Origin of the sequence: Nonomuraea sp. NPDC050227 (assembly GCF_044459705.1) — a bacterium.
Classification (GTDB): domain Bacteria; phylum Actinomycetota; class Actinomycetes; order Streptosporangiales; family Streptosporangiaceae; genus Nonomuraea.
Window position 1 is genome coordinate 663,267 of the sequence record NZ_JBITJF010000002.1, and the last position, 21,046, is coordinate 684,312.

The 21,046-nt window shown below is 72.0% G+C and carries 23 protein-coding genes and 1 pseudogene; 10 read left to right on the forward strand and 14 right to left on the reverse strand.

Going from position 1 to position 21,046, the window contains the following annotated elements; genetic code table 11:
- Positions 1-57 precede the first annotated feature (57 nt).
- From ACIBK9_RS10335 to ACIBK9_RS10365, 7 genes are all read right to left on the reverse strand, one after another.
- Entirely contained in the window at positions 58-714 is a 657-nt protein-coding gene (locus ACIBK9_RS10335) for a DNA/RNA non-specific endonuclease (protein WP_397156846.1), read from the reverse strand.
- A 175-nt stretch (positions 715-889) separates the two neighbouring features.
- Positions 890-2,188: an alpha-amylase family protein gene (locus ACIBK9_RS10340; protein ID WP_397156848.1), complete on the reverse strand. Its 1,299-nt coding sequence runs from the start codon at positions 2,186-2,188 to the stop codon at positions 890-892.
- Between the two features lie 78 nt (positions 2,189-2,266).
- Entirely contained in the window at positions 2,267-2,797 is a 531-nt protein-coding gene (locus tag ACIBK9_RS10345) for a GNAT family N-acetyltransferase (protein WP_397156850.1), read from the reverse strand.
- A gap of 20 nt (positions 2,798-2,817) precedes the next feature.
- Complete coding sequence (locus ACIBK9_RS10350; RefSeq protein WP_397156852.1) at positions 2,818-3,378, reverse strand: helix-turn-helix domain-containing protein; 561 nt, start codon at positions 3,376-3,378, stop codon at positions 2,818-2,820.
- 27 nt (positions 3,379-3,405) lie between these two features.
- A complete protein-coding gene (locus ACIBK9_RS10355) occupies positions 3,406-3,690 on the reverse strand; it encodes a DUF6204 family protein (protein ID WP_358286809.1) in 285 nt (94 codons plus the stop codon).
- A gap of 12 nt (positions 3,691-3,702) precedes the next feature.
- Positions 3,703-4,341, reverse strand: a complete 639-nt coding sequence (locus ACIBK9_RS10360) for a TetR/AcrR family transcriptional regulator (protein WP_397156854.1) — start codon at positions 4,339-4,341, stop codon at positions 3,703-3,705.
- 47 nt (positions 4,342-4,388) lie between these two features.
- A complete protein-coding gene (locus tag ACIBK9_RS10365) occupies positions 4,389-5,792 on the reverse strand; it encodes a LysR substrate-binding domain-containing protein (protein WP_397156856.1) in 1,404 nt (467 codons plus the stop codon).
- Positions 5,793-5,862: 70 nt separating this feature from the next.
- Between ACIBK9_RS10365 and ACIBK9_RS10370 the strand changes: the two genes are divergently transcribed.
- Positions 5,863-6,234: a YybH family protein gene (locus ACIBK9_RS10370; RefSeq protein WP_397156858.1), complete on the forward strand. Its 372-nt coding sequence runs from the start codon at positions 5,863-5,865 to the stop codon at positions 6,232-6,234.
- Here ACIBK9_RS10370 and ACIBK9_RS10375 read toward each other — a convergent pair.
- The gene (locus ACIBK9_RS10375; RefSeq protein ID WP_397156860.1) at positions 6,231-6,629 is read right to left on the reverse strand and encodes a sensor histidine kinase; all 399 of its coding nucleotides are present in this window, start codon (positions 6,627-6,629) and stop codon (positions 6,231-6,233) included. The genes ACIBK9_RS10370 and ACIBK9_RS10375 overlap by 4 nt on opposite strands.
- A gap of 155 nt (positions 6,630-6,784) precedes the next feature.
- Positions 6,785-7,750, reverse strand: coding sequence for an SDR family NAD(P)-dependent oxidoreductase (locus tag ACIBK9_RS10380; RefSeq protein ID WP_397156862.1), 966 nt, complete (start codon positions 7,748-7,750; stop codon positions 6,785-6,787).
- Positions 7,751-7,803: 53 nt separating this feature from the next.
- On the opposite strand from ACIBK9_RS10380, the gene ACIBK9_RS10385 reads away from it, so the two are divergent.
- The 5 genes from ACIBK9_RS10385 to ACIBK9_RS10405 all read left to right on the forward strand — a co-directional run bounded on the left by ACIBK9_RS10385 (position 7,804) and on the right by ACIBK9_RS10405 (position 12,408).
- Positions 7,804-8,379, forward strand: coding sequence for a TetR/AcrR family transcriptional regulator (locus tag ACIBK9_RS10385; RefSeq protein WP_397156864.1), 576 nt, complete (start codon positions 7,804-7,806; stop codon positions 8,377-8,379).
- 79 nt (positions 8,380-8,458) lie between these two features.
- Positions 8,459-9,382, forward strand: coding sequence for an endonuclease/exonuclease/phosphatase family protein (locus tag ACIBK9_RS10390; protein WP_397156866.1), 924 nt, complete (start codon positions 8,459-8,461; stop codon positions 9,380-9,382).
- A 145-nt stretch (positions 9,383-9,527) separates the two neighbouring features.
- Positions 9,528-10,424 carry a hypothetical protein gene (locus ACIBK9_RS10395; protein ID WP_397156868.1) on the forward strand — a complete coding sequence of 299 codons (897 nt, stop codon included), beginning with the start codon at positions 9,528-9,530 and terminating at the stop codon, positions 10,422-10,424.
- Between the two features lie 158 nt (positions 10,425-10,582).
- Complete coding sequence (locus ACIBK9_RS10400; protein ID WP_397156870.1) at positions 10,583-11,428, forward strand: hypothetical protein; 846 nt, start codon at positions 10,583-10,585, stop codon at positions 11,426-11,428.
- Positions 11,425-12,408, forward strand: a complete 984-nt coding sequence (locus tag ACIBK9_RS10405) for a hypothetical protein (RefSeq protein ID WP_397156872.1) — start codon at positions 11,425-11,427, stop codon at positions 12,406-12,408. Before ACIBK9_RS10400 ends, ACIBK9_RS10405 begins: the two co-directional genes overlap by 4 nt.
- A gap of 30 nt (positions 12,409-12,438) precedes the next feature.
- Here the strand turns inward: ACIBK9_RS10405 and ACIBK9_RS10410 are convergent, their stop codons facing one another.
- The gene (locus ACIBK9_RS10410; protein WP_397156874.1) at positions 12,439-12,627 is read right to left on the reverse strand and encodes a CHAT domain-containing protein; all 189 of its coding nucleotides are present in this window, start codon (positions 12,625-12,627) and stop codon (positions 12,439-12,441) included.
- A 36-nt stretch (positions 12,628-12,663) separates the two neighbouring features.
- Between ACIBK9_RS10410 and ACIBK9_RS10415 the strand changes: the two genes are divergently transcribed.
- Both ACIBK9_RS10415 and ACIBK9_RS10420 read left to right on the forward strand, forming a co-directional pair.
- Positions 12,664-13,011, forward strand: a complete 348-nt coding sequence (locus ACIBK9_RS10415) for a hypothetical protein (protein ID WP_397156876.1) — start codon at positions 12,664-12,666, stop codon at positions 13,009-13,011.
- Entirely contained in the window at positions 13,008-13,778 is a 771-nt protein-coding gene (locus ACIBK9_RS10420) for a hypothetical protein (protein WP_397156878.1), read from the forward strand. The genes ACIBK9_RS10415 and ACIBK9_RS10420 overlap by 4 nt, the downstream gene beginning before the upstream one ends.
- Before the next feature lie 102 nt (positions 13,779-13,880).
- Here the strand turns inward: ACIBK9_RS10420 and ACIBK9_RS10425 are convergent.
- A pseudogene (locus tag ACIBK9_RS10425) lies at positions 13,881-14,243 on the reverse strand (integrase core domain-containing protein); the annotation flags it as partial.
- Between the two features lie 508 nt (positions 14,244-14,751).
- Between ACIBK9_RS10425 and ACIBK9_RS10430 the strand changes: the two are divergent.
- On the forward strand, positions 14,752-15,183 hold the full coding sequence (locus ACIBK9_RS10430; RefSeq protein ID WP_397156880.1) for a hypothetical protein: 432 nt from the start codon (positions 14,752-14,754) through the stop codon (positions 15,181-15,183).
- 176 nt (positions 15,184-15,359) lie between these two features.
- On the opposite strand, the gene ACIBK9_RS10435 is transcribed toward ACIBK9_RS10430, so the two are convergent.
- The gene (locus ACIBK9_RS10435) at positions 15,360-15,812 is read right to left on the reverse strand and encodes a hypothetical protein (RefSeq protein WP_397156882.1); all 453 of its coding nucleotides are present in this window, start codon (positions 15,810-15,812) and stop codon (positions 15,360-15,362) included.
- Between the two features lie 41 nt (positions 15,813-15,853).
- Positions 15,854-16,990 carry an FAD-dependent oxidoreductase gene (locus ACIBK9_RS10440; RefSeq protein WP_397156884.1) on the reverse strand — a complete coding sequence of 379 codons (1,137 nt, stop codon included), beginning with the start codon at positions 16,988-16,990 and terminating at the stop codon, positions 15,854-15,856.
- Between the two features lie 304 nt (positions 16,991-17,294).
- Between ACIBK9_RS10440 and ACIBK9_RS10445 the strand changes: the two genes are divergently transcribed.
- Positions 17,295-18,908 carry a thiamine pyrophosphate-dependent enzyme gene (locus tag ACIBK9_RS10445; RefSeq protein WP_397156886.1) on the forward strand — a complete coding sequence of 538 codons (1,614 nt, stop codon included), beginning with the start codon at positions 17,295-17,297 and terminating at the stop codon, positions 18,906-18,908.
- 17 nt (positions 18,909-18,925) lie between these two features.
- Here the strand turns inward: ACIBK9_RS10445 and ligA are convergent, their stop codons facing one another.
- Complete coding sequence (ligA, locus tag ACIBK9_RS10450) at positions 18,926-21,001, reverse strand: NAD-dependent DNA ligase LigA (RefSeq protein ID WP_397156888.1); 2,076 nt, start codon at positions 20,999-21,001, stop codon at positions 18,926-18,928.
- Positions 21,002-21,046: the final 45 nt, after the last annotated feature.

Genomic DNA, 21,046 nt, shown 5'->3' on the forward strand with positions numbered 1-21,046 from the left:
ACGATCCCACACCAGAACGGGTCGATCCCGCATGCAGGGTTCCCACAACACCGGCGGCTACGCCTTGTCAGAGGCGCTCATGCAGTGCGCCGTCCGGAACGCGTTGGTGATCTTCGTGTGCCAGGAGTCCAGCTCGCGGGCCGACAGGGTGGCGTTCGGGAAGGTCACCGTGACCCGCCGGGACACCCCGGAGATCGTCGCCGCCATGGAGACGTGGATGCGGTCGGGGATCACCGTCGTGCCGTCGGGGTAGTGCACCTGGACGCGGTAGTCGGCCACCGCGCCGCCCTTGGCCTCCAGGCAGGCGCGGGCGCCGTTCTCGACGCGGAGCATCAGGCCCTGGTTGATCTGCCTGCCGCGCATGGGGACCAGGTTGTAGCGCAGGCTGGCGCCGGAGAAGGAGGAGGCGATGAGATGGCCGCCCTGCCAGTCGCCGCTGCCGCCCCAGTTGCCGACGGTGGCCTCGCACCCGCTGCGCGCGGCCGCCTTCCTGGCCAGTCGGGGGGCCAGGGCCTGGGCGGGCCGTCCGGCGCCGTCGGTGGTGTAGGTGCGGGAGCCGTCCTTGTAGGTGTGGTTCTTGGCCAGGTGCCGGATGCAGGCGGCGGCGTCGGTGCTGATCGTGGGGCTGGTGCTGGGACCGGCCGCCTGGGCGGGGGCCGTCAGGGTGGCGGCCGCCAGCGCGGCGGCGCACAGGACAGGGGGGAGCCGGGTCATGGGCATGAGAAGGCATTCCTCTCGCGGGGGACGCACGACGGGCCCGCGTCGGCGGGCTGCTTCGCCCTGTCGGCGAGCGCGTCGGCTTTGTCGCGATAGTGATGCCCCGGCGACGTTGTAGCGGAACGTTGCCAGAACGCTACTGTTCGTAGTGATTACAGGTAGGTCGCCCTGTTCAGGGTTCGACGACGGCCCAGCCGTGCGGGGGCAGGGTCAGCAGCGAGCCGTCCAGGACGCCGTCCCCGGCGGCCAGGCTTCCGGTGAACGGCAGCGTGACCTGCGACGGCTCGTCGGCGGTGCTCAGCGCCACGGCCAGCGCGTGATCGCCGGAGCGGCTCTCGTAGGCGTAGAGCTGATTGGACAGGACCAGGTCGGTGGTGTGGGCGCGGGACAGCCACCGGTGGCGGCGGCGCACCGCGACGAGCCGCTTGTGCAGGTCGAGGACCGGCAGGCCGGTCGGCGGCATCTCCAGCGGGGAGGCGGGGAAGGCCGGGCGCACGGCGTCGTCGCCGCCCTCGCGCTCCTCCTTGACGCCGCGCAGGGCGTACTCGTCGCCGGCGTACAGCGAGGGCGTGCCGGCGACCGTCATCAGCACGGCCAGGGCGTGCGGCAGGTGGCGCTCGTCGGCCAGGCGGCTGGCCAGGCGGGTGACGTCGTGGTTGCCGACGAACGTCATCGGCGCGAAGGACTCCGCGAACGCGGTGTGGCGCTTGAGCGCCCAGGCCAGCTCGAAGGCGTTGCGGTCGTTGAGCGAGCTCCAGATCGCCTTCCACAGCTCGTACTGGGTGACCGCGTCCACGCCGGTCTCGGCCACGAACGCGGCGTAGTCGCCGTGGATGACCTCCCCCACCACGTACGCCTCGGGCCGCCCGCGGCGCACCTGAGGCAGCACCCGCGCCCAGAACTCCGGCGGCACGGCGTAGGCGGCGTCCAGCCGCCAGCCGTCGGCGCCGCGGTCGAGCCAGTGGGCCATCACCGCCGCGACGTGCTCGGCGACGGCCGGCTCCGCGTGGTCGAGCGCGACCAGCGACTGGTGCCCCTCGAAGTCGTCGTGCGCGGGCGCGCCGCCGCCGGCCGGCCAGCGCAGCCGGAACCAGCGCGCGGCCGCCGAGCCCGGCCCCTCGCGCAGGGCCTGCTGGAAGCGCGGGAAACCCCGGCCCACGTGGTTGAAGACGCCGTCGAGGAGCACCCGCAGCCCGCGCTCGCGCGCGGCCGACACCAGCGCGTCGAAGTCGCCGTCGTCGCCCAGGCGCGGATCGACGCGGAAGTGGTCGAGGGTGTCGTAGCCGTGCGTCTCGGCGGCGAAGATCGGGCCGAGCTGCAGCCCGTCGGCGCCCAGCGCGGCGGCGTGGTCGAGCCACGGCGTCAGGCCCGCGAGCCGGTGGGTGACCCGCGGCACGGCGGCCGGCTCGGCGCCCAGGAAGCCCAGCGGGTAGACGTGCCAGAAGATCGCCTGCTCTGCCCAGGACGGCACGTCAACCCCCCGATGAAGATCCGAAGCTCATTCTAGGCGGGCCCCCGCCGGGAGCCGCCCGCCGGGGCCCCGACCGGGTCACGCGCCGGTCGGGAGGCGCTTGTAGAAGAAGCTGCAGTCGAGCAGGGTGCCGTCGGGTGCGCCGGCGTAGCCGGGCACGACGCCGTAGCGGGTCCAGCCGCCGGTGCGGTAGACGTGCTCGGCGGCGCTGCCGGTCTCGGTGTCGAGCACCAGCAGGCCGGCCCCGGCCGCGACGGCGCCGTCCTCGGCGGCGGCCAGCAGGAGGCGGGACAGGCCGCGCCCGCGCGCCCGGCGGTGCACCAGGAGCTTGACCAGCTCGGCCCGGTGCCGCGAGTTGGGCTTGCGGGCAAGGACCAGGCTGACCGTGCCGGCCAGGAAGCCGTCGGCGTCGCGGCAGGCCCACACCGCCATGGCGCCCTCGGCCACCGCCGCCGCCTGCCCCCGCCACCAGGCCGCGGCCTCCTCCGGGCCGAACGGCTTGAGGAAGCCGACCGAGGCGCCGCCGTCGACGGCGTCGGCCAGCAGCACGGCCAGCTCCTCGACGCTGCCGGCGAACTCCTGCGCGGACATGCGGGTGACGGTGTGCACGAGCGGGCTCCTTCGGGTGCTCACGGCAGGACGACGACCAGGGCGTAACGGACCGGCGAGGGCCCCGGGCAGCGGAAGCGCGACCGCCCCCACAGGCGGAACCGCAGGCAGTCGCCCGCCTCCAGCCGATGGACGCGGCCGTCGGCGGTGATCTCCACGACGCCCTCCAGCACCCAGACGTGCTGTTCGAGCCCGGGGACCGGCGGCTCGTCGTAGGCGATGTCCGCGCCCGGCCGCAGCCGCCCTTCGACGACCTCGCCGCGCAGCCCGGGGTGCGGCGGCGAGACGGAACGTCGCTCGAAGCCCGAGCTCTCGTCCCGCCACACCGCCTGGGACGCCGCCCGCACCACCTGCGCGGGCTCCGGCTCCACCTCGGCCAGCAGGCGCGACATCGTGCGCCCGTAGACCGCGCAGAGCTTGTTGAGCAGGGCGGCGGTGGGGCTGATCTCGCCGCGCTCCAGCCGGGACAACGTCGAACGGCTGATCCCGGCGCGCCCGGCCAAGTCGTCGAGCGACCAGCCGCGCTCGACCCGCAGCTCGGCGAGCCGCCCGGCCAGCCGCTCGTCCAGATCCTGTCCCATATCCGGGACGATATCCCAGATATGGGATCAGCGGCGACCCTTCCGGCGGATCCTGATGTCCCGCATGTCGGTCACCGCCACCTGCAGCACCCGGTACGGCACCCCGTACGCCTCCAGCGCCGCGACCGCCCGCCCGGTGGCCTCGTGCTCACCGTCGTCCGGCCCGGCGGGCACCTGGCAGCGGAAGGTGAACGCCGACACGGTGCCGTCGTGGGTGAACGTGCCCGCCTCGGTGAAGGCCGTGTCGTGCGCCGCCAGCACCGCGGCCCGCCCCTCCTCGTCGATCCCGTCGAACTTCCCGCGGATGGTCACCCGGAACAACGCTCAGCCCTCCCGTACGGCATAGGTCAGCAAGGGCTCGCCGAGCAGGCCCTCGGTCACGTCCAGCAGCTCCAGCACGGCCTCGGCGATGGCGTCGGGCCCCTGCCCGGCGGCCACCCGCCTGCCGACCTCGGCGTACACCAGCGAGTGCAGGCAGCCGATCTGCCAGGCGACGGCCCGCGGCAGCAGATCGCCCGGCTCGGCCCCCGTCTCCTCGGCCAGCGCATCGGCGAGCGCGTCGGTCATCTGCCGGCCCAGCTCCTCCAGGCGCGCCCGCAGCGTGGGAGCGGCCAGCATCATCTCCAGCACCTGGCCGAACCCGGCCGTCAGCCCCAGGCTGCGCTCGCGCCCGCGCACCTCCTCGCGCAGGCGGCCCAGCACCGCCCGCACCGCCGACACGCCCGGCGCGCGCTCGCGCACGATGTCGGCGAGCCGCTGCGGCGAGGCCTCCTCGGGCGGCAGCACGAGATCTTCCTTGGCGGTGAAGTAGTTGTAGAGCGTGTTCACCGACACCTCCGCCGCCGCGGCGATCTCGGCGATCGTGACCTGGTCGAAGCCGCGGTCGACGAACAGCCCGATCGCCACGTCGGAGAGGTGCCGGCGGGTCTTGCGCTTCTTGCGCTCGCGAAGCCCTTCGGTCATGACAGGACTCTACTGCAAAAATGAAGTGGATTGCAGTTTTGGAGTCGTCATCGGGATTCGACGTCGGCGGCGAACCGGTCCCACGCCGCCTGGCGGGTGATGCCCAGGGCCTGGCCGATCCTGGCCCACGTCACGTTGCGGGCGCGCAGGATGGCCACCCAGGCGCGCAGGTCGCGTTCGGCCTGCTCAAGGGTGAGCGCCTGGCGGGGCAGGGAGGCCAGCACGTCGTCGTCGGACATGCCGGTCACGTACTTGTCGTCCGGGGCGGGGCCCCAGTGGACGCGCGACCCGCCGTCGCCGGCCGGCGCGGGCTCGCCCTCCGCCTTGCGGAGCTCGGCCTGGACGATCTGCTGGCTCAGGTCGACGCAGGCGTCGCAGATGTAGACGCCGGGCCCGGCGACGACCTTCCTGGCCTTCTCGTGCGGCGTGCCGCAGAACGAACACCTCGTCGCCAGTTGCTCGACGGGCGTCATCTCCCGGCTGGTATCGCTGTGTGTCATCATGCTGTCAGCCTTCCCTTGACGCGCCGCCGCGTCAAGGGAAGGCTGACGGAAATCGGGATCGCCGTCGAGGCCGCCGGCGAACGCGCGGCGGGCGTGCGGCACGAGCGCCCGCACCGCCGGGCCGCCGCCCTCGCGCCACACCAGCGCGAGCAGCGCGGGCGTCCGCACGTCGTCGATGAGCAGCGCCGTGAGCCGGTCGCGGTGGAGCGCGGCCATCGACTCGCTGAGAATCGCCACCCCGAGGCCGCGGACGGCCAGGCCGGCGATGGCGTCGGCGGCGCCGGCCTGCAGCGCGATCGGCGGCCGCAGCCCCTGGGCCGCGCACGCCTCGTCGAACACCGCCCGCAGCCCCGTGCCGCGCGGCATGCACACGATCGCCTGCTCGCCGAGGTCGCGCAGGGCGATCCGGCGCCTCCCGGCCAGCGGATGCTCCGGCGGGACGGCCGCGACCAGCCGCTCGCTGACGATCGTCAGCGCCTCCAGTCCCTCGGGGACGCCGTTCGCGACGCCGATGAGCGCCAGGTCGAGCGCGCCGCCACGGACCCCCTCGACCAGCTTGTCGGAGTTGTCCTCCAGCAGGGACAGCTCCACGCCCGGATGCGCCCGGCGGAAGGCGGCCAGCGCGTCGAACAGGGGCGTGACCGTGCAGCCGAGCACCATGCCGACCGTCAGCGTGCCGCGGATGAGGTCGGTCACCTCGCCCACCGCCTGGCCCACCGCGCCGGCGGCGGCCAGCGCGGCGCGGGCGTGTTCGAGCGCCGCCTTGCCCGCGACGGTGAGCGTGGCCACCCGGGCCGACCGGTCGAACAACTCGGCGCCGAGCTCCCGTTCGAGCTGCCGGATCTGGGCGCTGACGCCCGACTGGCTGATGTGCACCCGCTCGGCCGCGCGGGTGAAACTGCGCTCCTCGGCCACCGCGACGAAATACTCCAGCTGCCTCAGTTCCATAACCTCAGATTGTAGTAGCCATCACAACTATCTGTTGGACTTCTGAAGCGAAAGTCCGCAGGCTGGCACCATGACCGCATACGAGAAGGCCATGCAGCCCGAGGACATCACCCGCCTGTTCGTCGAGCGTTCCAACGCCGGCGACGCGGCCGGCGTCGCCGCGCTCTACGAGGAGGACGCCGTGCTGGCCTACCCGCCCGGCAGCCGCACCGTCGGACGGGCCGCCATCCAGGAGCTGTGGGAGAAGGTGCTGGCCGGCCGTCCGCGCTTCGAGCCGGAGCAGCCGCTGCCGACGCTGGTCAGCGGCGACGTCGCCCTCACCTCGACCCCGCCCAAGGACGGCACGGGCGCCCGCGCCCAGGTCGTGCGGCGCCAGCCCGACGGGAGCTGGCTGCGCGTCCTCGACCAGCCCGAGTTCGTCCAGCCCGGCGAGCGCGCCTAGGCCGGGACGGCGCCGCTGACGGTGGTGCCCTCGCCGGGCACGCCGCGCACCGACAGGCGCCCGCCCAGCTCGGCGAACGCCGCGCGCATCCGGCCGACGCCGCCGCCCGGAGCCGCGGAGGCGAAGCCGCGGCCGTTGTCGCTGATCGTCAGGCGCAGGCCCTGGGGCCCGACGGTCACGGCGAGCGAGGCGGTGCTCGCGCCGCTGTGGGCCTCGACGTTGGCCAGCGCCTCTTCCGTGACCGCCAGCACTGCCCGGCGCCACGCCGCCGCCACGGGACCGGCGGGCAGCGCCCAGATCTCCACGGTGATCCCCGTGCGCTCGGACCACCGGCCGCACAGGCTCTCCAGCTCGCCGGCCAGAGCCGGCCTGGCCCTGTCCATGATGCCCGTCATCGCATCTCCTCCGGACGCCCTTCCCCTTGAACGGGTGGGACTGCCCTGAGCATGGCGATCGGGGCGTTGAGCCTGAGTTGAGCCGTCGTTGAGCCCTCACCCGGGCACGATCGTCGAAGCGTAGCACCACGGCGTCGGCGACGAGGGGACGCTGGTCACCCGGAAGGCGTGCGGCCGGGCGCGAAGGGGTCCAGGCCGGTCAGGGCGGTGCTGGCGGCCCACAGCCGGGCCGCGAGCACGGGGTCGGCCATGTGCCCGCGCACCGGTTCGCGGGCCGGCAGGCCGCGCATCCCCAGCACCCTGGGCCCCCACAGCTCACCCCCGCGTACGGACGGATCCAGCACGGCCCGCACCGCCGGCCACGCCGCGGCCTCCTTGCCCTGCAGCAACAGCCCGGCGGGCAGGCCGCGCAGCCGCTCGCCGGCGGTGCGCGGCCGGATCGGCCGCGAGGGCGTCAGGGAGTCCAGCGCGCCGCCGGGATGGGTGACCACGCTCGCCGTGGTGGCGCCCGCGGCGCGCAGGCGGCGGTCCAGCTCGAAGCCGAAGAGCATCTGCGCCAGCTTCGAGCGCGCGTACACCCGCTTGGGCCGGACGTCGCCGCGGCTCTGCAGGTCGTCCAGGTCCAGGGTCTCGGACCTGGCGGTGAGGCTGCCGGTGGTCACGACGCGGGCGGCGGGGGCGGCGGCCAGCAGCGGCGCCAGGTGCGCGACCAGCGCGAAGTGGCCGAGATGGTTGGTGGCGAACATCAGCTCGTGGCCGTCCTTCGTCTCGCGCCGCGGCGGGTCGTCGAGCAGCACGCCGGCGTTGCACACGACGGCGTCCAGGCTCGGCAGTCCGAGCGCCGCGACGACAGCACCGACCGAGGCGAGGTCGGCCAGGTCGAGCGGCACCTGCCGCACGCGCGCGCCTGGGACCCGGCCGCGGATGGACAGCGCGGCGGTCTCCGCCCTGGCGGGGTCGCGGCTGCCCAGGATCACGGTGGCGCCGGTGCCGGCGAGCTGCTCGGCCACGAAGTAGCCGATGCCGGCGTTGCCGCCGGTGACCAGGAAGTGCATGCCCTGTGCGGACGGCAGGCGCCGGACGTCCCAGGGCGCGGAGGAGGAGGACACGGGAGCGCTCATTTCTGTAGTCGCTATGAATTCAGAATCATTCTAGTTTTTGCTACGATGAGAGCATGACGACAGGACGCCGCGAACGCAAGAAGGCGCAGACCCGCAAGGCCCTGGCCGAGGCCGCGGTGCGGCTGTTCGCCGAGCACGGCTACGACAGCGTCACCGTCGCCCGGGTCGCCGACGAGGCCGACGTCTCCATCGCCACCCTGTTCGCGCACGTGCCCGACGGCAAAGACGCGCTGATCTTCGACGACGGCGACGAGCGGCACGTCTGGCTGGCCGCCGCCGTCCGCGAGCGGCCCCCCGGGCAGAGCGTGCTGGCGGCCCTGCGGAACTGCCTGGCCGAGCGGGGGCCGTTCGCCGGCGACCTGCCGCCCGAGCAGCGGCGCAAACGCGACCTGATCGTGGGCACGCCCGCCCTGCGGGAGTACTCGCGCCGGCTCTGGATCGCCGCCGAGGGCTCACTGGCCGAGGCGATCGCGGCCGAGACCGGGCGCGACCCCGCCGACATGACCGTGCGCGCGCTGGCCCGGTACGTGCTGGAGATCCCCGAGCTGGCCGGCGCCGAGCCCGACCCGCGCGCCGCCCTCGACGCCGTCTTCGACCTGCTGGAGTCCGGCTGGCCCGAGCGCGCCTGACGGCGTCGGGGCGTTGACGCGGCGGACCCGGCTCTGGTCCGCTGTACGTCACTGATCATCGACTTCGGGGAGCGAGCCCGTGTGGTTTCCCAGGCGCCTGGCCGCTGTGATCGTCTCGTCGGTCCTGACCGTCTCGGCCGGGCCCGGCGCGGCCCGAGCCGCCACGCCCGTCACCGTCTGGCACTGGAACGCGGCCGGCAACACGCTGAACCACGGCTCGACCGGCAACGGCATGGTCCGGGCCGCCGTGGGCTCGATCGTGGCGCGGGGCGCGACCCTCGTCTCGTTCAACGAGCTGTGCGCGAGCCAGTACCAGGCGCTGGTCACCGGCCTGCGGGAGGCCGGCTGGCCCGCTGACGACGGCAACTTCGCCCGGTTCGTCGCCACCTACCCCGCCCAGACCGGCGGGCCGTGCGGCGGCGGCGAGTACGGCAACGCCCTGTTCAGCAAGCAGCCCCTCGGAGCCGCCGAGCGCATCACCCTGCCCGACGACGGCAAGACCGAGAAGCGGAAGATGCTCTGCGCCCCCCTGCAGTCCCGCCCCGGCCTGCGGTTCTGCGTCACGCACACCACCTACGTGGACGCCTACCGCGCCGCCCAGCTCGACGCCGTGCTGACCAGGCTGGAGGCCTACCACGCGGCCGGTGACACAGTGGTCGTCGCGGGCGACTTCAACCTGCCGCCCGACGCCGCCCGTCTGAACGGCTACTACTCCCCCACCGTGAACACCCCCAACAACCGCGGCAACACCGGCCGCTACCACGAGCTCGACGACGCCGACGCGGGCAACTGCCCCGGCTACGGCGAGCTGACCGTCAGCACGCCGGACGGCAAGGGCCCCTGCGGCTCGGGCACGAAGCTCGACATGATCTTCGCCAGGGCGGACCGGATCAGCGGCGCCTACGCGGCCGACTCGCTCGCCCCGGCGACCACGTGCACCGGCAACCCGGGCGGCCTGTGCTCCGACCACCGCGTGCTGGTCGGGACCGCCACCCTGTCGTGAGCACGGCCGTGGCCCGCCCCGGGGAGCACGGGGCGGGCCACGGCCCCGTGCCTGCTGACAGGGGCCTGTCAAACAGCGGCCATCCACCTTGTCGGGCAGGTCGCGCGGGCGCACAGTCAAGGCACATCACCGCCCAGGAGGATGGATGAACGGAAGACCTGCCCCCCACCGTCACGCCACGACCGCGGTAAGACGTCTCTTATCCGCTGGTCTGGCCGTGTTCGTCGCCGCCTTCCTCGTCGCGACCCCCGCCGGGGCCCTGGCGCTGCCGACGGCCAAGGAGCTCGTGTCGAACCTCGACCTCGACTGCTTCAAGACCACGACGTACCAGCCGCCGGCCGTCGCGCTGACGCTGAAGCACATCAACCCGGTGCTCGCCAACCAGCCGCCCGTGCAGGTCACGCTCGGTCCGCGTGAGCAGCTCTGCGTGCCGGTGGCCAAGAACAACGTCATCCCGCCGTCTCCCGCGCTCGACTTCGTCAGGTACGTCGACCTGTCCTGCTACCGGGTGACCGGCCCGCAGATCAACCTGCCTCTGTCGCTGCGCCACCTCAACCCCGTCCTGCAGGGTCTGCCGGGCCTCAGCGTCACGCTGAGCTCGCCCCAGCAGCTGTGCGTGCCGGTCAGCAAGAACGGCGTCGTCCCGCCGCCGGACGTCCTGAACGTCGTCTCGCACATCGACCTGCTGTGCTACGCGCACACGCCGAACCCGTCGATGAACAAGGCGCTGAACCTCACCCAGCTCAACCCCGTCCTGGTCAACCAGATCCCGCCCAGGACCGTGCAGGTGGCCGCCGCCCGTCAGCTCTGCGTCCCGGTGCAGAAAGGCGGCGACCAGATCCCGGCGGACGTGTTCGCCCTCGTCCGCTGGGTCGACCTGGAGAAGTTCGACGCCGTCAGCCCGGCGACCCCCATCGTGGGGCTGACGCTGAAGCACCTGAACCCGGTGCTGGCGAACCTGCCCGCCGAGGAGCTGCGGCTCACCGGCGGCTCGCAGCTCGCCGTGCCCGTCTCCAAGAACGGCGCGGTGCCGCCCGCCTGACGCACCCGGCCGGGCCGCGACCACCGGCCCGGCCGCCTTCCGCCCGATCCCGCAGGACAAAGGATTCCCCAGCTTCGGGTCGTCCGAGAGTGGCGTCCGACTGCAAGCGGTATGACCTGTTTCCGATAGGTCGTGGAGCATTCGGGGGAACGGTGGGGATGTCCTGGCGGGCGGTGGCGACGGTGCTCGCCGCCGTGGCGCTGACCGGCGGTTGCGGCGGCGGCAGCGGACCGGACGGTTCGGAAGCGGGCGAGGCCGGGCCCAGCGCGCCCAAGCAGGCCCGGCCCGTCATCACGCCGGACACCCCGATCGTCCCCGACGACGCCGACGAAGCCGGCGACCTCCCCGACCCCACCATGCAGGTGGGTATGGACTGCCAGAAGGTCTTCCAGAAACAGGACTTCGCCGGACCGGCGGCGCAGAAGATCAACCAGGTGGCCGCCGACCCCCGCAGCTCCGACAGCGAGAAGGCGGTGGCCAACGCCTGCGGCGCGGTGATCAACGCGAACACCGGGAACTGGGACAAGTCGGTCGAGCAGGCCGATGTCGCGAACAACCTCCGGGCGAAGATTCCGGAACAGCTGCGCCGCCCGATGTTCGCCATGCTCGACCAGGCGGAACTGGAGAGCGCCGCCGCGCGGGGCGAACGCGACAGGGTCCGGCGGGTCATCGCCCGCATCGAGCGGGAGGGCGGCCAGGTCCCGGCCGGCTACCTCAAGAACGCGTGCGCGGTGGTGTCCGGCACCGAAACGCTCCCGGAGTGCGCGACGATCACCGCCTCGCCCGGCCCCCCGCAGCCCTCGTCCGGCACCTCGTCCGAGCCTTCGTCCGGACCCTCGCAACCGTCGGAACCCGCCGGGCCTTCGCCGGGCGAGCCGTCCTCCGAAGCGCCCGGCACCGAGCCACCCGGCGAGCCGCCGGACACCGGCGGCCAGACCGGGGCGCCCGGCGACAATCCCGAGCCGCCGCCGGAGGAGACCGGCCCGGCGCCGGGCCCGTCGTGACCGCCCCACCGCCCGCCGCCGAACCCCCGGACGACGACGGCGGCACCGGACAGGAGGTGTCCCGCCTGTGGCGGATCCTCGCCCACGTCGTGACGCCGACCACCTTCATCGCCGCCATCATGGTGTACTTCGGGGCGGTCCGTACCAACACCATGTACGCCCGCCTCGGCGTGGACCAGAGCATGCTGGGCCTGTCCCTGCAGGACTACGCGCTGCGCAGCGTCACGCTGGCGGCAGAGCCGCTGATCCTCGTCCTGGTGGTGGCCCTGGTCGCGCCGCCCGCGCACGCGTGGCTGACCCGCTCCGCCGAGCGGCATCCTCCCTTCGCCAAGTGGGCGGTCAGGGTCATGGCCGTCGTCGGAGTCGCCGGCGCCGCGGTGGGCATCGGCAGCCTGGCCGGATGGAGACTGCTGCCGCCCTACGCGAGCCTGGGCGAATGGAGATCGCTGCCGCCCTACGCGGGAGTGGCCGGATGGCGGCCGCTGCCGGCCTACGCCATGCCCCTCTGCCTGGGGCTGGGCGTCTTCCTGCTGGTCTACGGCTCCTCCCTGCGGCAGCGGCTCGACCCGCGCCACAGGCCCTCCGCCACCGACCGGCTCGTCCGGCGCACGCTGTGCACGGCGCTGCTGCTGTTCCTGCTGCTGTGGGGGATCACCCTCTTCGCGCAGTCACGCGGTGAGCGGGAGGCCGACCGGACGCTGGCCGACATGCGCAGGCTGCCGAGCACGGTGGTCTACGCGGCCCGGCGCCTGAACCTGCAGGGGCCGGGCATCACCGAGACCGCCCTGCCCGACCCCGGCGCGATGTACCGCTTCCGCTACGCCGGCCTGCGCCTGCTGATCAACTCCAACCAGCGGTACTTCCTCCTGCCCGCCTGCTGGATGTCCGACCTGTCGGCGCGGGCGATCGCCCTGCCCGCCGACGACTCGCTGCGCCTGGAGTTCGGCGTGTTCCGGATGCCCCCCGACTGCCCGCCCTGACCGCCCGCCCCGGCCGACCGCTGGTCGCGGTCACACGCCGATATGCACGTACGGCGCCCAGAACATCGGGCTGCCGAAACGGGCGGTGCCGCGCAACCGGGTGACGGCCCGGTGCAGCGCCACCGCGGGGTCGGCGGCGCCCGCGGCGAGAACGGCGTACACGTCCGCGGCCACCTCGGCGGCCGAGGCGTCGTACATCGACCACAGGGTGCCGATCACGTTGCGGTAGCCCGCGAGCTGGAACGCCGCGGCCAGGTGGATGCGCGGGCGTACCTCTGCGCCGAACTTCCCTCTCTGCGGCGGGACGCCGCCGCCGGCGGCTGGACGGCGGCCCTGGCCGACGCGCTGACCGTGCTCGACGAGGGCGGCACGGCCCGCGACGTGCTGACGCTGCTCGACCCCGCCACGGCCGATGACGCCGACGAGCCGCGCGGAGATCCGCATCCGCAGCCGTATCTGCTGTTCGGCGCCGCCGGGCCCGAGCTGCGCGGCGTGTACGTCTGCCCCGACGGCTGGTGCCCCCGCCGGTCGGGTCGCGACGCCGCGAACCGGCCCCCCGTCTGCGCCCTGCGCCGGCGGCCCATGCGTTTCACGGAGTCGTGACCGCCGTGCTCGACGGGTTGCTCACCGAGGTCGGCAAGAAGGCCACCGAACGCTGGCTGTCCCCGGCCTGGCCGCTCGGTCTCTGCTTCGCGGCGGCGGCCTGGTGCACGGTCACCCTCGGCCATGCCCACGCCCTCGATCTGGGCCTGCTCGTCCGGCGCACCCGCGCCGGCCTGACCCTGATCGGCCTCGACCCGGTGGCGCTGGTGACGGTGGGGGTCATCGCGGTGCTGGCCGCCGCCGTGGCGGCGGGCCTGGCCCGGCTGGCGGTGGGCGCGGTCGAGCGGTTGTGGCTGCTGGAACGGCGCGGACGCAGGCTCACCTGGCCGGGGCGGCGGCTCGCGCTGCTGGAGGAGCGGGTGCGGGCCGAGTACCACGGACTGCGGGTCTCCCTGGTGTGGCCCCGGTTGTGGTCGCTGCTGGAGGATCACCAGCGCGTACCCGTACGCGACGCCCGCGCGGCGCTCGACACCGCCGCGCTCACCATGAGCTGGGGCCTGCTGTACGCGCTCCTCGGCTGCGCCTGGTGGCCCGGCGCCGTGGTCGCGGCGGGCCTGGTGACCGGCGGCTGGACGGCCGGCCGGCGCCATGCCCACGCGTACGCGACCCTGGTGGAGAGCCTGGTGGACGTCCGCCAGCGCGACCTGGCCACGGCGCTGGGCGTGGAGCTGCAGCACGGCGTGATCACGGCGGAGGAGGCCGGCCAGATCAACGCCCGGCTGCACAAGGGCGGCCCCGACCTCCCGGCGCGCCGCCGCCCGGAGTGAGGGCCCGACTCCGGGCGGCCGGGTGCGGCCCGTGCAGTTACGGCAGGGGAGGCGACGAGCTCGGCGAACTCCTCCGGCGTGGACGCTGCACACGCCCAGGCTCTAGGTGTACTGACCACAGAGGTTAGGTACGCGGCTGGCGGGCGGGTAGCCGCCGAGTGCGGTGTGTGCTCGGTGGTGATTGTAGGTGTGCAGCCAGGATCGGAATGCTTGCCGGCGTTCGGTTTCGCTGGTGTAGGGCTGGGCGTAGGCCCACTCGTCGGCCAGGGTGCGGTGGAAGCGCTCGACTTTGCCGTTGGTCTGGGGCCGGTAGGGGCGGGTGCGTTTGTGGGTGATGCCCAGGCCGGTGAGGGTGTCGCGCCACAGGTGGGACTTGTAGCAGGCGCCGTTGTCGGTCAGGACGCGGCGGACGGTGATGCCCAGGCTGGTGAAGTGGGCGTGGGCGCGGTGCCAGAAGGCGGCGGAACCACCGCAAGGCCACCACCACCGCCCGCTACCGGCACGGCAAGCCCAAGATCGGCTACAGCTACCTGCACACCGCCCTGGACGACCACTCCCGCCTGGCCTAACGCTCGCCGCCTGTGCGGAGCGTCGCGCGGGACTCAACTCGTGGGACGGTGGGACTGACGGGCAGCCGGACATGCCGACCCTCGTACGAGCAAGCCCTCGGACAGGCGGCGCCAACCGAGCCATCCGATCAGGAAGTGCGTCGCTTGGATCGCCCACCAGCCGAGAACAAGTGGACGACAGGCAGCTGAGCTGCGTGTTCCTGCTGAGGCCGGAACCGGGTGACAGCCCTGGGCCCGAGGAGATGAACTGGCTCTGCCCCACCAGTACCGCGATCACGTTTGTGTGGCGTGGCGAATCGGGGTTCCGGACAATCCACCAGCCACCAAGACTGGGCCCCTGCCTGCTCGACGGGCAGGCGTTTCACGGCCTTTGGGCTTGCTCGGACAACTAACGAGGAGATCTCATGCTGAGAAGATTCATCCCGGCTGCTGTCGCTGCCATCTCTCTCGCAGGGCTGGCGTTCGTGTCACCCGCGAGCGCGGCAAGCCTTCCCGATCGCCTGTATGGCTGCGGGCGGGGAGATTTCTGCGTGTATTCGACAGAGGTCATCTCGGAAGCAACGAAGATCGGCATCGGCCGGGGCGAGGACTGGTCGGCCATCGGGGTGCTCTTCAGCCCCTACAAGAACGTCCGGTCCTTCTTCAACTACGGCTGGCCCGCCACCGAGGACCACGTCGTGGTCTCGTTCGTCAATTCGGCCGGCCAGAGCGGGTCGATGTGCGTTCACCGCGCTGAGGACGGTGACGTCGGGGTGGGACATGAGACCTACCCTCTGCCCGTGACCGTCACCAAGATCGACTGGGTCAACAGCGCCCAGGGTCCGTGCTGGGGGTAGTCCCCATCCGCCGGGAATCCGGCGCGGAACCGGCCTGTGCGGCCGGCGCTCCCCCGGCCGCCGCGGTGCGCGCGGCGGTCCGGGCGGCGTCCGAGCTGTCGTACGCGGGGCTGCCGGCGCCGGTGCTGTCCGCTACGAAGCCGCCATCCCCGCCGCTGCCCTCAACGACTGGCTCGTCATTCTTTGACCGTGGGATACGTGGTGGTCACGCCGCTGTCGGCGTCGTAGGAGTCGGACAGTTCGATCGTCGATGGTTTCAGGTTGTGGACCGCGTGTCTGCACTCGATCTCGAAGGCGATCTCGGTAGGGGTGCTGCCGACTTCCTTGAGGTAGAGCTCCAGTCGCTGGTTCAACTGATCTGTCTCGTCTATGTCGTACAAGGTGACGAGGCCGCCTGCGACGAGGGCGTCGAGCGAGTCCGTGACCGGCGTGAATCCGCGGAGCATTTCGCACTCGATCATCGCCAGGTCCGTGGAGGGCTGCGACGAGTTGAGAAGGCGGGCAGTGATGTGCAGGGTCACTCTCTCCCCCTTCTCCGCTGTGTCGTCCGGTCCGGGCAGATGCCACGGCTCGCCGTCCTGGGTGAGACACTTGGCCTGGACGCTGAATCCCTGAACTGTCTGAGTCATTGACGCCTCGTCACTTCCTGTGGTTGCTGACATTCCCGCGTTCAGTTCTCGGCGTCATGGGCGATCGACAGTCTCGGATCGACCAGGCGCTCGTTGCGCGGATGGTGAACGTGGAAGGCCGGCATCGGCACTGCGGGCCCCTGGCCGAACACGCCGGCCATGTAGTCCACCAGGTCTTTGCATTTGTCGGGATCGAACACCTCGTGGTCGTTCTCCTCGACGGTGCCCCCGATGACGACATGGTCATGGCGCGGGAACATGTACCCCTTCTGCCCGTACAGGTATTCCAGGTTCACCTGCGGCCGCAACATCGCGAGCTGTCCTCGGTACGAGATCATGTCGTTGTCGTTCCACAATTCCTTCGCGCCGAGCCCGGTGCAGTTGATGATGACTTTCTGCGTCAGGGACGTGAGCACGTCCGTGCTGTTGATGAATCTCCGGCTCACGAACATGACGCCGCGCGCCCTCAGGTCGCGTTCCAGTCTGGGAATGAGGATCGGCGGTTCGACGAGCAACGTCCGGTACCTGTATCCGGAGGTGTTGTGTCCTTGGAACGGCAGGCGCGGGAGATATTCGCGCGGCGGCAGCAGTCCCGGCACGAGTTCATGCACCACGTCGATGCCCGAGGTGGGGCGGACGCTGTAGTTGTCGACCTCGGACACGCCGAAGCCCTTGCCGATGCTGGCCTTGAACATCGTGTAGGCGGTCGCGAGAATGTACTGGAACTCCTGCACCTTGGCGAAGTCCTTGGAATACTCCAGGATCGACGCGGCCCATTGGCCGCCGGCCTTGTACGACGTGGTCTCGACCGGCTTGCGGTCGGAATAGATCGTGACGTTCAGCCCGAGGTCGAGCAGCAGGGTCGCGGCGGTCATTCCCATGACCCCTGCGCCGATCACCGCGATCTCCCTTTCGACGATATGGGTCTCGGCCTGACGTTTGAGGACCATGTCTCGTACCGCGGCGGCGCAGCCCCAGCTCAGCGTGATGCCTCCACCGCCGTGGCCGTAGTTGTGGATGACGAACCTGTCGCCAAGCTCCTCTCCTTCGAGCCGATACGAGTGCGTGCGGTAGGGCCTCAGACCCGCGAGGCACGCGCCCGGCTGATGGGGATCGAAGGTGAAGTCCGGAGTGGGCAGGTTGGCAGGTGTGCTCACTCCACGCTCGTCCAGCAGCATGTCGGGCTCCGTTGATCAGATGCTTGGCCATCGGTACGCATACCCGTGCAGGCGTCCGGCCCTTACCCGGACTCCAACGCTTGACCGGCCTCTGGACGACTGTTTCCAAGGCGGCGGCGACGTCCGGCCGTGCCGCACGTCGACGCCTTGACCTGCGGAAACACCCGCCCTGAGTAAGGTCAAGGCACGGCTCCCGCGCGTTCGCCCGGCCGGCTGCGCGGGTAGGCGTCCCAAACGGCCGGACGATCCGCGCCCATCCTTTCGACTGATCTGCCGTACGGCGGGCATGCCCAGGAGTGTCATCGTGCCCTTCACCGTTGCCGACTACATCCTCAAGCGGCTGAGCCAGCAACAGGTCGACACCCTGTTCGGTGTGCCCGCCGCCTATGGTGCCCCGCTGTTCGACGCGGTGGGCGCGCACCACATCACGCCGGTGGTGACCGCCACCGACCTCGAAGCGGGATACGCGGCCGACGGTTACGCGCGAACGAAGGGCCTGGGCGCCGCCGCGGTGGCCAACGGCGTCGGCATGCTCAGCATGATCAACGCCATCGCCGGCGCGTTCGTCGAGCGCAGCCCGGTCGTCGTCGTGAACGGCGGCCCGAGCGCCGCGAACCTGTCCAACCTGAAGAACCTGGACGTCCTGTTCTCGCACTCGACCGGCCAGCCCGACGGAGACCTCAACGCCTACCGGCTGGTCACCGCGAGCGCAGCCCGCGCCGGGCAGGCCGCCGACGTGCCCGCCCTGGTCGACAGCGCGATCTCGACGGCGATCAGGAAGAAACGGCCGGTCTACATCGAGATCGATCGGACCATCTGGACGGCGGCCTGTACGCCCCCGGCCGGGGCGCTGCCCGTCACCAATCCGGCGGCGGGCACGGAGCAGCAGCTCGCCACCACGATCGTGGGGCTCGTGCGCGCCGCCACGAAGCCCGTGCTCCTGCTGGGCGTCGAGGTCCAGCGTTACGGACTGGCCGACGAGGTCGCCGCCCTGATCGCCAAGCTCGGTGTCCGCTGGTCGACCCAAGTGCTGGCCAAATCGGTGCTGTCCGAACAGGACGACGGCTGGGTCGGGGTCTTCGCCCCGCCGAGCTGCCAGCCCCCCGAGGTCCGGGACGCGGACCTGATCGTGATGCTCGGCTGCGTCTTCCCCGGCAGCTACGCCGCGTTCATCCGGGACAACACCGACCACCTCGTCACCGCCTACGACGGCAAGGTGAAGATCAAGAACGGGAGCAAGCAGAACGCGGACATCACCGCCCTGGTGACCGCACTCGTGGCCGAGGCGGCGAAGGAGGCGCCGGTTCCCATCTCCGCGGCCGTCGACCCGGCCCCGCCCGTCGCCACCGGCCCGCTGACCTACGCCCAGGTGTTCGACCGCGTCGGTGCCGCCCTGGACGCCTCATGGCTGGCGATGCCTGACACCTTCCTCGGCGGCGCCTCGGCGGCGAGCCTGCCGGTCAAAGGCCGCGACGGGTTCCTGAGCAGCGCCGTTTGGGCCTCCATCGGCCATTCCGTGGCCGCTGCCGTCGGTGCGTCCTTCGGGTCGGGCAGGCGTCCTCTGGTCATCTGCGGCGACGGCGGCTTCCACATGACCGCCCAGGCACTGTCCACGTTCGTACGTTATGACCGCGACCCCGTCGTCGTGGTCATCGACAACGGCATCTACGGCCTGGAGCAGTACCTCATCGACTCGGACTACTTCACCAACCCCGGCGTGACGCCGAAGCCCTACGTCCTGCTCAACCAATGGGACTTCGTCAAGTTCGCCAACGCTCTGGGCGTGCGGTCCACGTACTCCGTGGACACCGCGGCAGAGCTCGACCAGGCGCTCGCCACCGTGAAGGCGTCGGCCGGCGCCCCGGCGCTGATCGTCGCGAAGGTCGACTCGCGCGGCCTGCCCGCAGTGCTGCCCTGAACCTCTGGCTCATGAAGCTACAGAAAGGAGCTGACAAGTTCGGCGAACTCCTCCGGCGTCACCATCCGCACGCCCAGGCTCTCGGCCTTGGCCCGCTTGGAACCGGCCTTCTCCCCGGCCACCAGCAGCGACGTCTTGGCCGAGACGCTGGAGGACGCCTTGCCGCCGGCCCGCTCGATCAGCTCGTTCATCTGGTTGCGGCTCAACGCCTCCAGCGTGCCGCTCATGGCGCCGGTCACCACGACCGACATCCCGGCCAGCGGCAGCCCGGCCCCGCCGCCGGTCTCCGGTGCGCCGGGCTCGGCGGGGGGCGTCCAGCCCGGCTCGGCCATGTTCACGCCCGCCTGGACCAGCTTGTCGATCAGCGGCCCGACCTCGATCAGCTCGGCCACCACGACCGGCGCCTTCTCCGGGCCGATGCCCTCGACCGCCTGGATCGCCTCGGCGTCGGCGGCCCGGATGGCCCCCATCGAACCGAAGTGGCGGGCGATCCGGCGGCTCATCGACCGGCCGGTGCCGCGGACGCCGAGCGCCGCGAACACCCGGCTCAGCGGCCGGCCCTTGGCCTGCTCGAAGGCGGCCAGCAGGTTGTCGGTGCTGGTCTCGCCCATGCGCTCCAGACTGAGCAGCTGCTCGCGGGTCAGGAAGAACAGGTCGGCGAAGTCGGCGATCAGACCGGCGTCAAGCAGCTGCTTGATGCGGTTCTCGGCCAGGCCCTCGATGTCGAGCTGGTCGCGTCCGGCGGCGTAGACGATGGAGGCGATCGCCCGGCAGGCCCGCCCGCGTACGCACCGCCACCGTTCCTGCGAGCTGTCGATGGCGTCGCCGCAGGACGGGCAGACCTGCGGGATCGGGATCGGCCGCTCCTCGCCGGTGCGCAGGTGCACCACCGGCGACTCCACGCGCGGGATCACGTCGCCCGCCTTGTAGACCACCACGCTGTCGCCCAGCATCAGGCCGCGCCGGGTGATGTCGGCGACGTTGTGCAGGGTGGCGTAGGTGACGACGCTGCCGTCGAGCTCGACCGGCTCCAGCACGGCGCGCGGGGCGATGATCCCGGTGCGGCCGGTGTTCCACTCCACCCCGACCAGCTTGGTGATCTTCTCGGTGGCGGGCAGCTTGTAGGCGGTCGCCCAGCGCGGCGCGCGCGAGCTGAACCCGGCCTCGGCCTGGTCGGAGGCCAGGTCACACTTGATCACGATGCCGTCGATGCCGAACGGCAGCCCGGCGCGGGCCGCGGCGATCTCGCCGACGCGCTCCTGCACCCGCTCCAGCGTGTCGGTGACGATCCCGGCGACCGCGGTGGCGGCCGTGGTCTGCACGCCCTGACCGGCCACCCACTCCATGACCTGGCTGTGCGGCAGCTCGCGCAGGCGCGTCGCCAGCTCGGAGTCGTCGCCGGGCGCGGGCAGCGCGCCGTAGCCGAAGAACGTCAGCTCGCACACGTACGGCCGGTCCTGGGCGCGCAGCGTGCCGGCGGCGGCGCTGCGCGGGTTGGCGAACGTGGTGCCGTCGTGCGCCGAGCGCTTGGCGCACGCCTCCTCGAACTGCGACGTCGTCATCATGACCTCGCCGCGCAGCTCCACCGTGACCGGCTCGGCCAGCCGCTCGGGCAGGCCGACGATGGTGCCGATGGCGTGCGAGACGTCCTCGCCCGCGGTGCCGTCGCCCCGGGTGACGAGCTGGGCCAGCCGGCCGCCGCGGTAGCGGGCCGAGATGGCCAGGCCGTCGAGCTTGGGCTCGACGCTCCACGCGGTGACCGGACGGCCGAGCCTGCGCTCGACCGAGGCGGCCCAGTCGGCGAGCTGCTCGGCGCCGAACACGTTGTCCAGGCTGAGCATCGGCACGGTGTGCGGCACGTCCCCCACGACCGCGCCGCCCGCGACCTTGCCCGTCGGCGAGGTCGGCAGCACCTGCTCGGGATGGGCCTCCTCGTACGCCTGGATGCCGCGCACCAGCCGGTCGTAGGCGTCGTCGTCGAGGGTGGAGGTGCCGTCGGCGTAGTAGGCGGCGGCGGAGTCCACGGCGAGCTGCACGGCCTCGGCGTAGGCCGTGTCATCAGCGAGGACGGTGAAAGGGGGCGTCTCGGTCATGCCATAACAATGCCGTCCGCAACCGACAATTCCGAACCAAGGGCC

Coding starts and splice junctions, on each gene's coding strand:
- ACIBK9_RS10335 (WP_397156846.1), bottom strand. CDS start 714: ATGACCCGGCTCCCCCCTGTCCTGTGCGCCGCCGCGCTGGCGGCCGCC.
- ACIBK9_RS10350 (WP_397156852.1), bottom strand. CDS start 3,378: ATGGGACAGGATCTGGACGAGCGGCTGGCCGGGCGGCTCGCCGAGCTG.
- ACIBK9_RS10360 (WP_397156854.1), bottom strand. CDS start 4,341: ATGACCGAAGGGCTTCGCGAGCGCAAGAAGCGCAAGACCCGCCGGCAC.
- ACIBK9_RS10365 (WP_397156856.1), bottom strand. CDS start 5,792: ATGGAACTGAGGCAGCTGGAGTATTTCGTCGCGGTGGCCGAGGAGCGC.
- ACIBK9_RS10370 (WP_397156858.1), top strand. CDS start 5,863: ATGACCGCATACGAGAAGGCCATGCAGCCCGAGGACATCACCCGCCTG.
- ACIBK9_RS10375 (WP_397156860.1), bottom strand. CDS start 6,629: ATGACGGGCATCATGGACAGGGCCAGGCCGGCTCTGGCCGGCGAGCTG.
- ACIBK9_RS10380 (WP_397156862.1), bottom strand. CDS start 7,750: ATGAGCGCTCCCGTGTCCTCCTCCTCCGCGCCCTGGGACGTCCGGCGC.
- ACIBK9_RS10385 (WP_397156864.1), top strand. CDS start 7,804: ATGACGACAGGACGCCGCGAACGCAAGAAGGCGCAGACCCGCAAGGCC.
- ACIBK9_RS10395 (WP_397156868.1), top strand. CDS start 9,528: ATGAACGGAAGACCTGCCCCCCACCGTCACGCCACGACCGCGGTAAGA.
- ACIBK9_RS10400 (WP_397156870.1), top strand. CDS start 10,583: ATGTCCTGGCGGGCGGTGGCGACGGTGCTCGCCGCCGTGGCGCTGACC.
- ACIBK9_RS10430 (WP_397156880.1), top strand. CDS start 14,752: ATGCTGAGAAGATTCATCCCGGCTGCTGTCGCTGCCATCTCTCTCGCA.
- ACIBK9_RS10435 (WP_397156882.1), bottom strand. CDS start 15,812: ATGACTCAGACAGTTCAGGGATTCAGCGTCCAGGCCAAGTGTCTCACC.
- ACIBK9_RS10440 (WP_397156884.1), bottom strand. CDS start 16,990: ATGCTGCTGGACGAGCGTGGAGTGAGCACACCTGCCAACCTGCCCACT.
- ligA (WP_397156888.1), bottom strand. CDS start 21,001: ATGACCGAGACGCCCCCTTTCACCGTCCTCGCTGATGACACGGCCTAC.